Below are 15,109 nucleotides of genomic sequence, written 5' to 3' on the forward strand. Positions count from 1 at the left end.
GGCAGTCATCGCGGCGGAAATGATCAGAGGTTGGCCTGGCCGGAAGATATGGCGGCCGGTTCTGGCATAGGCCGCCGATCGGGCAACTCCCGTGCTTTTAGCCGGTATTGTCTGTCGCGGCGCACCTCGTGCGCCCCCTCCCAAGAGGACGCATATCGCTTCCGGACGCTCGCCCAGGGCGCCCGGCACGGGCGTCCTCCGGAGCACCCCCGGACAGGGTGCAACGCAGGGAGGGGGCGCCCATGGGACGCCACCGGAAGAAGTCGCTTGCCGAACGAGTCTGCGCGGTCATCCGCGAGTTCGGGAGGTGGCTGATCCGACGGTGACCGGCAGTCCTCATAGACGCTGAGGACTGACGATCACAAGCCGCCGGTCATTTCCGGCGGGCCCTCGTCGCGGAAAGTCCGTCCGTGGCGGGGGCCTCTACACGGCCGGGCGCCCAGCCGCTTCTACGCCAAGCTAGCACCCACCGCGCACGCGCCGCATCCCCTTCAGGCCCGGTTCGGCGGAGAGTCACCCGGTCGGTGACGTTCTCCGGGGTCGGCGGCAGTCGCTCACGGCCTTGGCGCGATGCCCGCTCTGACCGCCTCCACCCGGCGGTGGAAGTCCTCGTCGAACGACTCCGCCAGCCAGCCCTCGTTCGGGCCGTCGGCGCGGCAGGCGCGGCAGCGGCCTCCTGGGAGGTGGCGGGCCGGAGCGCCGCAGCCCTCGCATTCCGTGAGGTGGGGGGTTGGGGGTGTCGGGGGAGGGGCGGGTGTGCGGTGTGGGGGGAGTTTCGACTTCAGGCGGGTACGGGCCATCGCCCCCGCGCAATGGACGTCCGGCGGCAGGCCCGCCGTCAGGGCCCGTACGAGCTCCGCCTCCGTCGCGCCTCTCGCCAGCCATTCCTCTGCGAGGGGCGCCAGTTGGGCGCACTCCCTCGCCGAGAGCGTCATGCGGGGGTCCGTGCCGCCCACGTTCGCCAGGATCGTGTACGCGGGCGGCGGCGCTTCCTCCGTAGGGGTGGGTTCCGCCTCCGCCGGGACGTCGCCCCGCAGGAAGCGCCTCCACCACGACTCGTCCCGCGCGGTCCGCGAGAAGTACGTACGGAAGACCCACTGCGTCCCGACCGTTTCCCGCCTGCGGAGCAGGTGGCCCGCCCTGGTCAGGGCGTTGAGGGCCGTACGTACGGCCTGCTGGCCATACGCCGCGAGCTCCTTGGCGAGCGTCTTCACGTCGATCGCCGCGCCCTCGGGCAGGCGGTCGATGTACGTCGCGATCGACGCCTCGCGGGCGGGCAGGTGGGAGAAGTCGCCCTTGCGGCGCGGCTTCTGTTCGGGCGCGGAGCGCTTGCCGTAGCCCGCGGGGGCCATGAGGGGACTAAAGTTGGCGACAGCCACGGTGATCCTCGTCAGATCTCTGGTGGTCAGACCCCCGTTCGGTGTTGGTAGCACCGGCGGGGGTTGTTTGTTGCTGCGCACGCTACACACCCGGCGCGCACCGTCGCCACTCGGCTACCTAAAGTCATACGAGTTGTGGTACGCGGGAGTTGGGAGGGTGGGTGGGTTCAGCCTGCCACCCGTTCCTTGGACAAGTCGCTCGGACCCCGACCCCCGTCCCCCGAAGCTCAAGCGTCGGCCGGCGCGTAGGTTATGAAATCCGCCCACGCGTGGGTGGGTATGGAGAGTTGGGGGCTTCTCCTTAGCTTCGAGTCCCGGACGTGGATGGTGTGCTCGCGGCTCGCGACTTCGACGCAGTTCCCTCCTTGGTCCTGGTTGCTGTAGCTGGACTTGAACCACGTCAGTTCCTTGCTCAAAGCTCCTCCTTCAACTTCTTGATGAACTGCCTGGACTCCTCTGTGCCGAGGGCCTCCATGCGAAGCATGGCGAAGCGGTTTGCGAGGTTGCTGACTTTTTCTGCGTCGCCGTGCAGTTCGGCGACCTCCTGACCTTCCGCGTACGCGACTCGCTCGTGCTCGGTGTTCTCCAGCAAGGCGAATGAGCCATTGAGGCCGGGGTGGACGCCTGCGCTGAGTGGCAAAACCTGGATGAACACGTTTCGCCGCTGTCCAGCGTCCAGCAGATGCTGCAGTTGCTTCCTCATCGCTTCCGGGCCGCCCGCCATTGTGCGCAGAGCGGCTTCATAGATCACGAAGTTGAACAGCTTCGTCGGCTGATTCAACAACTCGCCGCGTTCCAGCCGGGACTTCACCCGCTCCTCGATGGCCTCGTCGTCGACGGGGGGACAAGTGCCCCAGAACAGAGCCCGCGCGTAGTCCTCAGCCTGCAAGAGCCCTGGGATGAGCACGAGCTCAAAGCAGTGCACGGCAATCGCTTCGGCTTCCGCTGCGATGAACTCCGACACCCGAGGCACCACCGGCTCCGGCTGGAGGTACGGGCACGCTGCCAGCAGCAGCCCCTGCGCCCCGCACATCTGGTCCGCGACTTCGAGAACTCGTCGCGTCGGCTTCCTGCGGCCCTGTTCCATCGATTTGATGGTCTCTACACCGTAGTTGGACTCCATGGCCAGATCCTCGCGACTGACTCCCGTGATCGCTCGCCATGACTTGAGTTGATCGCCGCAGTACCGCCACGACACCGGCGGATTGGCAATGCCACGCATCAGCATTGGGGCTCACCTCACGCTACGCACCCTTATGGTCACCGCGCAGGCTAGACCTGGCCAGAGCTTCGGCGGCCCTGTACAAGAAAAAATTCGCCCGCACGGGTGCGCGGCCCGCTCAGCCCAACTTCGAGAGCAGATCGACGATCCGGCCCTGGACCTCCGCACTGGTGGACCGTTCCGCGAGGAAGAGGACGGTCTCCCCGGCGGCCAGCAGCGCGAGTTGCGTGGGGTCGGTGCTGGGGGAGGTGTAGACGACGAGCGGCGTACGGCTGAGGAGGCCGTGGCCGCGCAGCCAGTCGACGATGCCGGCGCGGCGGCGGCGCACCTGCATGAGGTCCATGACGATGAGGTTGGGGCGGAGTTCGGCGGCGAGGGTCACCGCGTCGGCGTCGCCGGTCGCGCGGGCGACCTGCATGCCGCGCCGCTCCAGGGTGGCCGTCAGGGCCTCGGCGATGGCCTTGTGCTCCTCGATGAGGAGGACGCGCGAGGGGTGCATCTCGCTGTCGCGGGGGGCGAGGGCCTTGAGGAGTACGGCGGGGTCGGCGCCGTACGCCGCTTCCTTCGCGGCCTGGCCCAGACCGGCCGTGACCAGCACCGGGACCTCGGCCGCGATGGCGGCCTCGCGCAGGGACTGGAGGGCGGTGCGGGTGATCGGGCCGGTGAGGGGGTCGACGAAGAGGGCGGCCGGGTAGGCGGCGATCTGCGCGTCGACCTCCTCGCGGGAGTGGACGATCACGGGGCGGTAGCCGCGCTCGGTGAGGGCGGTGCGGGTGGAGTCGTCGGGGGCGGGCCAGACGAGCAGCCGGCGGGGGTTGTCGAGGGGCTCCGGGGGGAGCTCGTCGTCCATCGGCGGGCGGGGGGTGTTGACGACCTCGACGGCGCTGTCGGGGCCGTCGAGCGGCTCGGGTCCCTCCGTACCGTCGTCCGGGGCTCCTATGGCGAACGTCCGGCCCTGCGGGGCGCCGGGGGTCTGCGGGCGGGCGGTCGCGGCCGAGGGGGTGGGCGTCTGACGCTCCTCCTCGGACGGGTTGCCCAGCTTGCGGCGCCTGCCGGAACCGACGGGCGTGCCGCCCGGGGGCGTCTCGGAGCCCTGGCCGAGCATGCGGACGCTGATGGGCTTGGCGTCCGCCTTCGGCGCGGCCCCGGGCTCCTCGGCGAGGGCCCTCCGGGCGCGACGGCGACCGGTGGGAAGCGTGGGATCGGCTTCGGGGTGGGCTTCGGGGTGCGGTTCGGCTTCGCCGTCGGCGTCCTGGGGGTGCGCGGAACCGTACGGCGTGCCGGGGTCGCCTGCGGCGGGCGTCGGCTTCGGGGTGCTGGTGCTGGTGCTGGTGCTGGTGCTGGTGCTGGTGCTGGTGCCTGTGCCGGTGCCTGTGCCGCCGGGCGCGGCGGGGGCGCTTGCGTCCGGGGCGGGGGCCGGGTTCGGGCTGCCGTCCGGTCGTGCGGTGCTTCGGGCGGGGTGGTTCTGCGGACCGTCCGCGCCGTCGGGTACGGAGCCGGGGCGGTTCGCGCCGCTCGCGTGGGACCCCTGGTCGGGGTCGGCGAGGAAGGCGGCGGTTCCACCGGTGTTCGGGTTGCCTGCGGCGCCGCCGGGCGCGGGCCAGTTGGCGGGCGGGGCGGGTGTGGACGCGGGGTTGGCGTTGCCGGGTCCCGGGCGCCGTCCGCCGTCGGGCGCGGGCCCGTGGCTCGGGTCGCCGAGGAACGCCGCCGTACCGCCCGCGTCCGGGCCGCCGTCGGCGTCGTACGGTGCCGCGCCGTCGCCCGGTGCGGGCCAGGTGCCGGGGGCGTCGGCCTGCCGGACCTGAGTGCGCGTCGCCCCCCGCGCGGGCCGACTCTGCGAGCCGCCGCCGTCGCCCGGGGCGGGCCAGTTGCCCGGCATGCCCTGTGCGGGGGCGGGGTTTCCGTCGGGTCGCGCGGTGCCACGGGTGGGGTGGTTCTGCTGGGTGCCAGCACTGTCGGCCGCCTGATGCCGATCCGCGTCGGGTCCCAGGAAGGCGGCGGTGCCGCCGGTGTTCGGGTTGCCTGCGGTGCCGCCCTGTGCGGGCCAGCCGCCGGGCGGGGCGGGGGTGGCTGCCGGGTTTGCGTTCGCGTCGGGCGCGTTGCCCGGTCGGTTCGCGCCGCTTGCGCCGGGTCCCTGGCCGGGGTTGCCGGGGAAGGCGGCGGTGCCGCCGGTGCTCGGGTTGCCCGTGGTGTCGCCTTGCGCGGGCCAACCGGCGGGCAGGGCCGGGTTCGGGTTCGCGTCGGGCGCGGAGCCCGGTCGGTTCGCGCCGCCTGCGGCGGTCCCTTGGCCGGGGTTGCCGAGGAAGGCGGCGGTGCCGCCTGCGGTGTCGCCCTGTGCGGGCCAGGCGCCGGGCGGGGCGGGGGTGGCTGCCGGGTTTGCGTTCGCGTTGGGTGCGTTGCCCGGCTGGTTCGCGCCGCTTGCGGCAGGCCCCTGTTCGGGGTTGCCGAGGAAGGCAGCGGTGCCACCGGCGTTCGGGTTGCCTGCGGCGCCGCCGGGCGCGGGCCAGTTGGCGGGCGGGGCCGGGTTCGGGTTTGCGTCGGGCCCGTTGCCCGGTCGGTTCGCGCCGCCTGCGGCGGTCCCTTGGCCGGGGTTGCCGAGGAAGGCAGCGGTGCCACCTGCGGTGTCGCCCTGTGCGGGCCAGGCGCCGGGCGGAGCGGGGGTGGCTGCCGGGTTTGCCCCCGCGTCGGGTGCGCTGCCCGGTCGGGGGTGGCCTGCGCCGCCTGCGTTCGGGTTGCCCGTGGCGTCGCCTTGTGCGGGCCAGCCGCCCGGAGGGTTCGCGTTCGCATCGGGCGCGTTGCCCGGCTGGCTCGCGTTGCCTGCGGCAGGCCCCTGTTCGGGGTCGCCGAGGAACGCCGCCGTGCCGCCCGCTGCGTTCTGCGGTGCGGGTCCGCGCTGCGCGCCGCCCGGGGCGGGGGTGGTCCCCGGCTGTCCGGCCTGGTTCTGGTGCGGGGCGCCCGCCGTGGGTGCGTTGCCGGGTGCGGGCCAGGCGCCGGGCAGGCCGGGAGCCGGGTTTCCGCCCGGCCGGGCCGGGGCGCCTGCCGGGGCCGCGTTGCCTCCGGGCGCGGAGCCCGGCTGGCTCGCGCCTGCTGTGGGACCGCCCGTGTTCGGGTTGCCCGCAGGGTTGCCCTGTGCGGGCCAGCCGCCGGGCGGGGCCGGGTTCGGGTCGCCGTCCGCTGCGGGCCCGTGGTTCGGGTCGCCGAGGAACGCGGCGGTGCCGCCCGCAGGGGCGTACGGCGCCGTGCCGTCACCCGGCCGGGCCGGGGCGCCTGCCGGGTTCGCGTCGGGTGCGTTGCCGGGTCGGTTCGCGCTGCCGGTTGTGGGAGCGCCTGCGTTCGGGTTGCCCGCTGCGTCGCCCTGCGCGGGCCAGCCGCCCGGTCGGGCCGGGTTCGCGTCGGGCGCGTTGCCGGGTCGGCTCGCGCCGCCTGCCGTGGGAGCACCCGCGTCCGGGCCGCCGACGGCGTCGCCCTGTGCGGGCCAGGCGCCCGGCTGTGCCGCGTTCGCGTCGGGCGCGGAGCCCGGCCGGTTCGCGCCGCCCGCGGCGGGCCCTTGGCCGGGGTCGCCGAGGAAGGCAGCGGTGCCACCTGCGTTCGGGTTGCCCGCTGCGTCGCCCTGCGCGGGCCAGGCGCCCGGCCGGGCCGGGTTCGCGGTGCCTTCGGGCGCGTTGCCCGGTCGGTTCGCGCCGCCCGCTGCGGGCCGCTGGTCGGGGTCGCTGAGGAACGCTGCCGTGCCGCCCGCGGCGTCGTGCGGCGCCGTGCCGCCGCCCCGCGTACCGCCCTGCACGGGGAACGGGACCGGTCCGCCCGGCGCGGCGGGACGTTGCGGGGTGCCGACCGTGCCGACCGCGCCGACCGCGCCGTCCGGTGCCGAGGAGCGGTCGGGCCGGCCCGCGCCGTCAGGCGCGGAAGGCGTACCGCCCTGTGCCGGGACGGCCCCCGTCCCGGCCGCGCCCTTCTCCTCCGGCGTCGGCGGAGCCGGCGGCAGTGCGAACGCCGTGCGCGGGGCGTCCGGTTCCGCGTTGGCCTGGCCCGGGATCGGGCGCTCCGGGGCCTCCGCGGTGGCGCGGCGCGCGCGGCGGCCCGTCGGGGCCGTGGACTCGGGCGTGCGGTCCGCCTCGGCGGGCGGCAGCGCGAACGCCGTGCGCGGCGCTTCGGACTCCGCGGGCCGCGGCTCCCGCCGGGCGCGCCGCCCGGTCGGTGCGAGCCCGGCACCGTCCGTCGCCGCCGACTCCTCGTCCGCGCGGGGGCGCGCCCGGCGGCGGCCCGTCGGCTGGGGTTCGTCGGGCCGCTCGGCCGTGCCCCGGGCCCGCTGCGCGGGCACCGGCATGACCGTCGTGGCGTTCATCGCGTCCGTGACGGGCCGCTCGGGCGTGCCGGTCACCGGCCCGTTCGCGGCCGAGACCGGCACCTCCAGGACGTAGGCGTTGCCGCCCGCACCCGGCATGTCATGGGTCTGGAGCACACCGCCGTGGCTCCGGACGATGCCCCGCACGATCGGCCCGTGCACCGGGTCGCCGCCCGCGAAGGGGCCGCGCACCTCGATGCGTACGACCTCCCCGCGCTGTGCCGCCGCCACGACGATCGTCGAATCGCCGGAGGACCGGGGCGAGACCGCCGCGTTCCCCGTCGCGTCGACACCGGCCACGTCCGCGATCAGGTGCGCCAGCGCCTGGGCGAACCGCTCCGCGTCGATCTCCGCCTCGATCGCGGGCGCGTGCACCGCGAACTGCGCGCGGCCCGGACCGATCAGCTCGACCGCGCCCTCGACACCGGCCGCCACGACCTCGTCCAGCGGGACGGTCTTCCTGACCAGCTTGGTCTCGCCCGCGTCCAGCTGCTGATAGGCCAGGACATTGTCGACAAGAGTCGACATCCGGGCGTATCCGGCCGAAAGGTGATGGAGGATCTGATTCGCCTCGGGCCACAGCTGTCCGGCCGGGTCGTCGGCCAGCGTGCCGAGCTCGGCACGCAGTTGCTCCAGCGGGCCCCGCAGCGAGGAGTCCAGGACGGCCAGCAGCTGGGCGTGGCGGGCGGCCAGCGTGTCGTACGGCCGGCGGTCGGTGAAGGTCATCACCGCGCCGACGAGCTGGTCGCCGTCGCGCACGGGCGCGGTCGTCAGGTCGACGGGCACCGCGCGCCCGTCCTTCGCCCACAGCACCTGTCCGCGCACCCGGTGCTTGCGCCCGGAGCGCAGGGTGTCCGCGATCGGGGACTCCTCGTACGGGAAGGGCGTGCCGTCCCCGCGGGAGTGGTGGATGAGCGGGTGCAGCTCCTGGCCGCCGAGGTCGCTGGCGCGGTAGCCGAGGATCTGCGCGGCGGAGGGGTTGACGAGGACGACCCTGCCCTCGGTGTCCACACCGACGACGCCCTCGGCCGCCGCGCGCAGGATCATCTCCGTCTGGCGCTGCTGGCGGGCGAGTTCGGCCTCGGTGTCGAGGGTCCCGGTGAGGTCGCGGACGACGAGCATCAGCAGCTCGTCACCCGTATAGGAGGAGTGGTCGGCGTACGGGGTGCGGCCGTCCTCCAGATTGGCGCTGGTCACCTCGACGGGGAACTGCGAACCGTCCGTGCGCCGCGCGACCATCCGCGTCGGCTTGGTGCGGCCGTCGTCGCTGTCGGGCAGCCGCATCGAACCGGGGATGCGCCGGGAGTCGAAGTCCGGCAGCAGGGAGAGCAGTCCGCGCCCCACGAGACCGGTGCCGGGGACCTCGAAGGTCTCCAGCGCTATGTGGTTGGCGTTGACGACCGTGCCGTTGCAGTTGACGAGCAACAAGGCGTCGGGGAGGGCGTCGAGTATGGCTGCGAGGCGAGCAGCGCCTCGGGATGGCCTGCTGCTCACGACGACGCTTCCTCCCTGGATACCGCAACCTTGCAGACTTCGCCGGACGGGCAGCGCCTTCTCCGGCGCCCTCCTGGCGTGTCACTGGAGGGAAGTCTACGGGCTGTGGAGGCGGGCGCGACGGCGGATGACGCGTGCGGCGGGGTGTGCGGACCGGCCGTCGTCCGGTCCTCCCCGGGCCGTTGCGGGGCGTCCCGCCGCAGGCCGGACATGCCTCTTGTGTCAGTCCTCGTCGGAGACTTCCGGGTTGCCGAGGAGCTCGGAGAACTTGTTCCACCGCTCCATTTCGCACCCGTTCGTCCGGTTGAAGTCGGCATCGACCGGCTTGCCCGCCCAGCGCCCGGAGATGTGGGCCCGCTGCGGACCGCCGTAGATGTCCGTGCACACCTGGTTCTTGGCCACGGGCGCGAAGAGGTCCTTGCCCCAGCGCGCCTGCTTGTCGAGCTGGGCGCACGCCTCCTTGGGGCGGTGGTGTGTGCCGCCGTCGGGGTGGCAGTAGAGCTCGTAGCGGCCGTCGAGCCGGCCGGCCTCGCTGACGGCCACCGTGAGGTGGTCGCCGCCGTTCTCCAGCTGGGGCAGGGGGAGGGGTGCGGCCGAGACCGCGGGGGCGGCGAGCAGGGCCGGGGCCAGTGCGACGGCGGTGAGGGCGAGTCTGCGGAGCAGCATGCGGAAACTCCAGGGGCGACGGGTGTGCGGCCGCCGGACGACCGGGGGCGGGCGTACGCGCCGACAGGCGCGGCCGGTGGGCCGAGGGGCCCGAACGGGACCCTTCACCCCTCTAACGCCTGAGAACGCAACGCGTTGCGCGCCGGGAAACATCTTTGCCCCAGCCGGTGAAAGCCCGGTACCGTAGGGAGCGATTGGTGGCCGACCGCGAGGCTGTGTCATCATCTGCAAGCACCACCCGCGCATGCGCGGGTGAGCGTGGAGGCGTCGCCTAGTCCGGTCTATGGCGCCGCACTGCTAATGCGGTTTGGGACTTCAATCCCATCGAGGGTTCAAATCCCTCCGCCTCCGCTTGTGTGTGGCCCCGGTCGTCTTCCGAGACGGCCGGGGCTTCTGCGTTTCAGCGCGGGGAGCCCTCAGAAAGTCCTCAGCACAGCCTCAGCGAGCCCTCAGGACACCCTCGGCGATCTTGTCTGAGGGGTGTTTTCGCAGGTCAGGCCGCAAGTGGCTAATGGATTTCGCGTCACGGCGCAGTTCATGTAATGTTGTCCACGCAACGCCGACCGGCAAGAAAAACCGCCGGGAAGCCGAGCGCTCGTAGCTTAACGGATAGAGCACTTGACTACGGATCAAGAGGTTGCAGGTTCGAATCCTGCCGAGCGCACAGCCGAGAGATCGATCTCACATTTGTGGAATCGCCCTTTCGTCCGTCGCGGGGTGGAGCAGCTCGGTAGCTCGCTGGGCTCATAACCCAGAGGTCGCAGGTTCAAATCCTGTCCCCGCTACTAAGACCGCAGGACCCGCACTCTTCGGAGTGCGGGTCCTGCGGCGTTTCCGGATCAGGTCCCGGTCAGTCGGTCAGCGGCAGTGCCCCGGCGAGCTCGCGCCACTCCGCCAGCGGGAGCTCGCCCGCCTTGCGGCGGACCGGGTCGAGGACGACCTGGACGGCCACGTGATCCGCGCCCGCCGCCAGGAAGGCGGCCACGCGGGCCCGGACCGCCCGGGCGTCGCCCAGGGCGAAGACCGCGTCGAGGAGGCGGTCGCTGCCGTCGCCCTCGAAGTCCCGCTCCGTGAAGCCGAGGCGCAGCAGGTTGTTCGTGTAGTTGGGCATCGGGAGATAGAAGGCGAGATAGGCGCGGGCCGAGCGACGGGCGCTCGCCAGGTCGTCGTCGAGGACGACCTTCAGCTCCGGGGCGAGCAGCGGCCCCTCGCCGAGCGCCTCGCGCGCCCGCGCGGTGTGCTCGGCCGTCACGAGATACGGCACGGCGCCCGTCGCCCGGCCCCGGGCCAGTCCCAGCATGCGGGGGCCGAGGGCGGCCAGCATCCGGCGGTCCGCGTGCGGACCGTCCGGGGCGGCGTCGAGCTCGTCCAGATACGCCTTCATCGCGGAGTACGGGCGCGCGTATCCCTCGACCATGTGCCGGTGGCTGACGCCCAGGCCCACGACGAACCGCTCCCGCCGGCCCGGCGGGAGCTTCGCGTACGCGGCGGCGATCTCCGCGGCCGGGTGCTGCCAGATGCTGATGATGCTCGTCCCCACGCGGACCCGTCCGGTCGCCGCCAGCAGGTGCTCCGCCTGGGAGACGTCCGGGCTGCCGCCCGCCCACAGCGTGCCGTAGCCGAGCTCCTCCAACTCCGCGGCCGCCGCGCCGATTTCATCCCGTCTGGCCGGATCGTCCAGCCGTAGCTCGTTGCTCCAGACACCGATCCTGCCGAGCCGTGGTTTCGTCATGGCCCCCACCGTACGGAAGGAGGCCCACGGATTCTCAGACGAATCACAGGGAGCCGAAAGGTGCCTCTCAGCCTGCTCGCCCAGGATCCCCCGTATGACCTCGATCTCGCCTGCCGCGCGAACGGAACTGCTGCACGACGACGGAAGTGCCGTACGGGTGCTGGTCGTCGACGACGAGGCACCGCTGGCCGAACTGCTGTGCCTGGCCCTGCGCTACGAAGGCTGGGAGGTGCGGACCGCCGCCGACGGCACCGGAGCGCTGCGCGCCGCCCGTGACCTCCGTCCCGACGCCGTCGTTCTGGACGTGATGCTGCCCGACATGGACGGGCTGACCGTCCTCAGCCGGCTGCGGAACGAACACCCCGACGTCCCCGTCCTGTTCCTCACCGCCAAGGACTCCGTCGAGGACCGCATCGCCGGCCTCACCGCCGGCGGCGACGACTACGTCACCAAGCCGTTCAGCCTGGAGGAAGTCGTCGCCCGGCTGCGCGGGCTGCTGCGGCGCGCCCGCACGGTGGCCCCGCGCGCGGACTCCGTCCTCACCGTCGGCGACCTCGTACTCGACGAGGACAGCCACGAGGTGTCGCGGGGCGGCCAGGAGATCCACCTGACGGCGACGGAGTTCGAGCTGCTGCGATTCCTGATGCGGAACCCTCGGCGGGTGCTCAGCAAGCCGCAGATCCTGGACCGGGTGTGGTCCTACGACTTCGGGGGGCAGGCGAATGTGGTGGAGCTCTACATCTCGTATCTGCGGCGGAAGATTGATGCCGGGCGGGCGCCGATGATCCACACGCGGCGGGGGGTCGGGTATTTGATCAAGCCGGCTGTGGCTGGGTGACCGTGGGTGCCTGCGGCGCTTTGTTCCCCTACCCGCCCCTTCCCGAAACCGGGGAGACCCCGGACCCCAGCGACCTTCGGTCGCGTCCTCAAACGCCGGACGGGCTGGATGGTGCGGACCGTGGCCAACGCGTGCTTCGGGGGCCTGGGGGCTTGCCCCCAGTTCCGGGAAGGGGCGGGTAGGGGAAAAAGCCCGCCGCAGGCGCCCCCCACCGGTCAACTGTCAAGCACCGGCAACAACTCCGGCAGATGCCCGTCCGAAGCCGCCGCCGCAGACAGCCGTTCCGCCGGCACCTCGCCATAGAGCGTCGTGCGCGCGCGTGCCGGGCGGCCCGCCGACTCCGCTATCGCGATGAGGTCCTGGACAGAGCGGTACGAACCGTAAGAAGAGCCCGCCATACGGGAGATGGTCTCCTCCATCAGCGTGCCGCCCAGGTCGTTCGCCCCGGAGCGCAGCATCTCCGCCGCGCCGTCCGCGCCCAGTTTGACCCAGCTCGTCTGGATGTTGGTGATGTGCGGGTGCAGCAGCACCCGGGCCATCGCCGTGACCGCCCGGTTGTCCCGCATCGTCGGGCCGGGGCGGGCGATGCCCGCGAGGTAGACGGGGGCGTTGGTGTGGATGAAGGGCAGGGTCACGAACTCCGTGAAACCGCCCGTCTCCTGCTGGATCCGCGCGAGCGTGCGGAAGTGGCCCAGCCAGTGGCGGGGCTGGTCCACGTGCCCGTACATCATCGTGGAGGACGACCGGATGCCCAGCTCGTGCGCGGTCCGCACCACCTCGATCCACGTCGCGGTGGGCAGCTTGCCCTTGGTGAGGACCCACCGGACCTCGTCGTCGAGGATCTCGGCCGCCGTGCCGGGGATGGTGTCGAGCCCGGCCTCCTTGGCGGCGGTCAGCCACTCGCGGACGGACATGCCCGTGCGCGTCGCGCCGTTGACGACCTCCATCGGCGAGAAGGCGTGGACGTGCATGCCGGGGACGCGCTCCTTCACCGCGCGCGCGATGTCGAAGTAGGCCGTGCCCGGCAGGTCCGGGTGGATGCCGCCCTGCATGCAGACCTCGACCGCGCCCACGTCCCACGCCTGCTGGGCGCGGTCGGCGACCTGCGACAGGGACAGGGTGTAGGCGTCGGCGTCCGTGCGGCGCTGGGCGAACGCGCAGAAACGGCAGCCGGTGTAGCAGACGTTGGTGAAGTTGATGTTGCGCGTGACGATGTACGTGACGTCGTCACCGACCGTCGCCCGGCGCAGGTCGTCCGCGATGCGGCACAGCGCGTCGAGCGCGGGGCCGTCGGCGTGCAGCAGGGCAAGCGCCTCGGAGTCCGTGAGCTTGGTGGGGTCGTCGGCAGCCTGCGACAGGGCGGCGCGCACGTCGCCGTCGATACGGGACGGCACCATGCCGGGGGCGGCCGCCTCGCGCAGCGCCTCCCAGTCGCCGTACACCTCGTCGAAGTCCTCACGCCGGTCGCCGGTGCGGCCCTCCTCGTCGACGGCGCGGTGCAGGTCCGTACGGCCCGCGGCGACGAAGACGTCCTCCGGCTCCTGCCAGGGCCGGCCCTCCACCACGGCGTCCTCGCGGGCCAGGCCCGTCTCCGGGTCGGCGAGGGCGCGGACGTGCGGCAGCAGCCGGGGGTCCAGCCAGGGCTCGCCGCGCTGGACGAACTCGGGGTAGACGGCGAGACGTTCCTTCAGCCGGAAGCCCGCGGCGGCCGAGCGCTCGGCCAGCTCCTCGATCTGCGGCCAGGGGCGCTCGGGGTTGACGTGGTCGGGGGTGAGCGGCGAGACGCCGCCCCAGTCGTCGACGCCCGCGCCGATGAGCCGCGCGTACTCCTCGTCCACGAGGTTGGGCGGCGCCTGGATGCAGGCGGACGGGCCCATGATGTGCCGGGCGACGGCGACGGTGGCGACCAGGTCGTCCAGCTCCGCGTCCGGCATGCCGCGCATCGCCGTGTCCGGCTTGGCGCGGAAGTTCTGCATGATGAGTTCCTGGATGCCGTGATAGGCGCGGGAGACGCGGCGCAGCGCGAACAGCGACTCCGCGCGCTCCTCGGGCGTCTCCCCGATCCCCAGCAACAGCCCGCTGGTGAAGGGCACGGAACTGCGGCCCGCGTCCTCCAGGACGCGCAGGCGGACGGCCGGCTCCTTGTCGGGCGAGCCGTGGTGCGGGCCGCCGGGCTCGCTCCACAGCCGCTCGGCCGTGGTCTCCAGCATCATGCCCATCGAGGGGGACACGGGCTTGAGCCGCTGGAAGTCCGTCCAGGTCATGACGCCCGGGTTGAGGTGGGGCAGCAGCCCGGTCTCCTCCAGGATGCGGATCGCCATGGCCCGTACGTAAGCGATGGTGTCGTCGTACCCCTCGGCCTCCAGCCACTCGCGGGCCTCGGGCCAGCGGTCCTCGGGCTTGTCGCCGAGGGTGATCAGCGCTTCCTTGCAGCCGAGCTCGGCACCGCGGCGGGCGATGGCCAGCACCTCGTCGGGCGACATGAACATCCCGTGGCCCGCACGGCGCAACTTGCCCGGCACGGTGGCGAAGGTGCAGTAGTGGCACTTGTCGCGGCACAGGCGGGTGAGGGGGATGAAGACGCTCTTGGAGTACGTGATGACACCGGGGCGCCCGGCGGCCTCCAGCCCGGCGTCGCGCACCCGCGCGGCGGACGCACACAGGTCGTCGAGGTCCGCGCCGCGCGCCTGCAGCAGCACGGCGGCCTCGCCCACGTCCAGCGCCACACCGTCACGCGCGCGCTTGAGCGCCCGCCGCATCGCGTTCGCGGTCGGTCCTGCCTGCGAGTTTTCGTGCGCACGGGAAGTCATTGTCCGAGCCTATGCGACGGGGTCGCGGGCGACTCCGGGGCACCGTCGGTAACCCCCACGGCGGACTTGTCCCCGCCCGCCTTCCCTTCACTGGGGCTCGCGCCCCAGGCCCCTTGCCTGCGGGCCGGTTGGCGCCTGCGGCGGGCTTTTCCCCTACCCCGCCCTTTCCCCGGCTGCATCTGACGTGCGGCTCCGCCGCGCGCGGGGGGCGCGTGCCCCAGCCCCCTTGTCTGCGGGTCCGTTGGCGCCTGCGGCGCTTTGTTCCCCAGCCCCGCCCCTTCCCGAAACTGGGGCGCTGCCCCAGACCCCGACGCGCGGGTCCGTTGCCTCCCCCAGCTACCGCTGGGAGGTGCCCCCAACGGGCTGAAAAGAAAGGAATGGTGCGCCCGGCGGAAAAGAGAGGCGCACCCGGCGGAGAACCGGCGCGCCCGGCTGGCATGAATGGCGCGCCCGGCTGACACGAAAGGCATGCTTCGAAGGCCTACGCACCCACCGGCCCTGATGTCACCCACCGGCGGAGGGGGTGGGGCTGGAGGGTGAGGTTCTGGAACGCGGTGCGTAGTCACAGCACCCAACACGTAAGACAGCGCCACGCACCGCGTTCCAGGTCCTCAGCCCGGAGGCCA

General features: G+C 72.9%; 8 protein-coding genes and 3 tRNA genes. 4 read left to right on the plus strand and 7 right to left on the minus strand.

All coding sequences use genetic code 11. The features are described 5' to 3' along the window. Positions 1-554: 554 nt before the first annotated feature. The 5 genes from AB0435_RS32730 to AB0435_RS32750 form a co-directional block, all read right to left on the minus strand. Complete coding sequence (locus AB0435_RS32730; RefSeq protein ID WP_366003957.1) at positions 555-1,352, minus strand: hypothetical protein; 798 nt, start codon at positions 1,350-1,352, stop codon at positions 555-557. A gap of 254 nt (positions 1,353-1,606) precedes the next feature. Beyond that, positions 1,607-1,795 carry a DUF397 domain-containing protein gene (locus AB0435_RS32735; protein WP_366428600.1) on the minus strand — a complete coding sequence of 63 codons (189 nt, stop codon included), beginning with the start codon at positions 1,793-1,795 and terminating at the stop codon, positions 1,607-1,609. Then, positions 1,792-2,607 (minus strand): helix-turn-helix transcriptional regulator, encoded by an 816-nt coding sequence (locus AB0435_RS32740; RefSeq protein ID WP_366428601.1) that lies wholly within the window; start codon positions 2,605-2,607, stop codon positions 1,792-1,794. Before AB0435_RS32740 ends, AB0435_RS32735 begins: the two co-directional genes overlap by 4 nt. Positions 2,608-2,719: 112 nt before the next feature. After that, the gene (locus tag AB0435_RS32745) at positions 2,720-8,437 is read right to left on the minus strand and encodes a PAS domain-containing protein (RefSeq protein ID WP_366428602.1); all 5,718 of its coding nucleotides are present in this window, start codon (positions 8,435-8,437) and stop codon (positions 2,720-2,722) included. A 222-nt stretch (positions 8,438-8,659) separates the two neighbouring features. After that, positions 8,660-9,103 (minus strand): SSI family serine proteinase inhibitor, encoded by a 444-nt coding sequence (locus AB0435_RS32750; RefSeq protein WP_366003953.1) that lies wholly within the window; start codon positions 9,101-9,103, stop codon positions 8,660-8,662. A 260-nt stretch (positions 9,104-9,363) separates the two neighbouring features. Here AB0435_RS32750 and AB0435_RS32755 point away from each other — a divergent pair. The 3 genes from AB0435_RS32755 (at position 9,364) to AB0435_RS32765 (ending at position 9,888) form a co-directional block, all read left to right on the plus strand. Next, positions 9,364-9,454: transfer RNA gene (locus AB0435_RS32755), tRNA-Ser, on the plus strand. 240 nt (positions 9,455-9,694) lie between these two features. Beyond that, positions 9,695-9,767 (plus strand) — tRNA-Arg (locus AB0435_RS32760). Between the two features lie 47 nt (positions 9,768-9,814). Then, positions 9,815-9,888, plus strand: a tRNA-Met gene (locus AB0435_RS32765). A 65-nt stretch (positions 9,889-9,953) separates the two neighbouring features. Here the strand turns inward: AB0435_RS32765 and AB0435_RS32770 are convergent. After that, positions 9,954-10,835, minus strand: a complete 882-nt coding sequence (locus tag AB0435_RS32770) for a TIGR03620 family F420-dependent LLM class oxidoreductase (protein ID WP_366003952.1) — start codon at positions 10,833-10,835, stop codon at positions 9,954-9,956. 94 nt (positions 10,836-10,929) lie between these two features. Here AB0435_RS32770 and AB0435_RS32775 point away from each other — a divergent pair, with 94 nt between their 5' ends. Continuing rightward, complete coding sequence (locus AB0435_RS32775; RefSeq protein ID WP_366003951.1) at positions 10,930-11,673, plus strand: response regulator transcription factor; 744 nt, start codon at positions 10,930-10,932, stop codon at positions 11,671-11,673. A gap of 215 nt (positions 11,674-11,888) precedes the next feature. Here AB0435_RS32775 and AB0435_RS32780 read toward each other — a convergent pair whose 3' ends face one another. Next, positions 11,889-14,483, minus strand: coding sequence for a bifunctional FO biosynthesis protein CofGH (locus tag AB0435_RS32780; protein WP_366003950.1), 2,595 nt, complete (start codon positions 14,481-14,483; stop codon positions 11,889-11,891). Positions 14,484-15,109: the final 626 nt, after the last annotated feature.

The sequence above is a fragment of the Streptomyces sp. NPDC051173 genome (genome assembly GCF_040689515.1).
In the GTDB taxonomy this organism is placed as follows: domain Bacteria; phylum Actinomycetota; class Actinomycetes; order Streptomycetales; family Streptomycetaceae; genus Streptomyces.

Excerpts from the sequence above, each read along its gene's own strand:
- AB0435_RS32770 (WP_366003952.1), bottom strand. The coding sequence starts at position 10,835 with ATGACGAAACCACGGCTCGGCAGGATCGGTGTCTGGAGCAACGAGCTA.
- AB0435_RS32730 (WP_366003957.1), bottom strand. The coding sequence starts at position 1,352 with ATGGCCCCCGCGGGCTACGGCAAGCGCTCCGCGCCCGAACAGAAGCCG.
- AB0435_RS32780 (WP_366003950.1), bottom strand. The coding sequence starts at position 14,483 with ATGACTTCCCGTGCGCACGAAAACTCGCAGGCAGGACCGACCGCGAAC.
- AB0435_RS32775 (WP_366003951.1), top strand. The coding sequence starts at position 10,930 with ATGACCTCGATCTCGCCTGCCGCGCGAACGGAACTGCTGCACGACGAC.
- AB0435_RS32750 (WP_366003953.1), bottom strand. The coding sequence starts at position 9,103 with ATGCTGCTCCGCAGACTCGCCCTCACCGCCGTCGCACTGGCCCCGGCC.
- AB0435_RS32740 (WP_366428601.1), bottom strand. The coding sequence starts at position 2,607 with ATGCTGATGCGTGGCATTGCCAATCCGCCGGTGTCGTGGCGGTACTGC.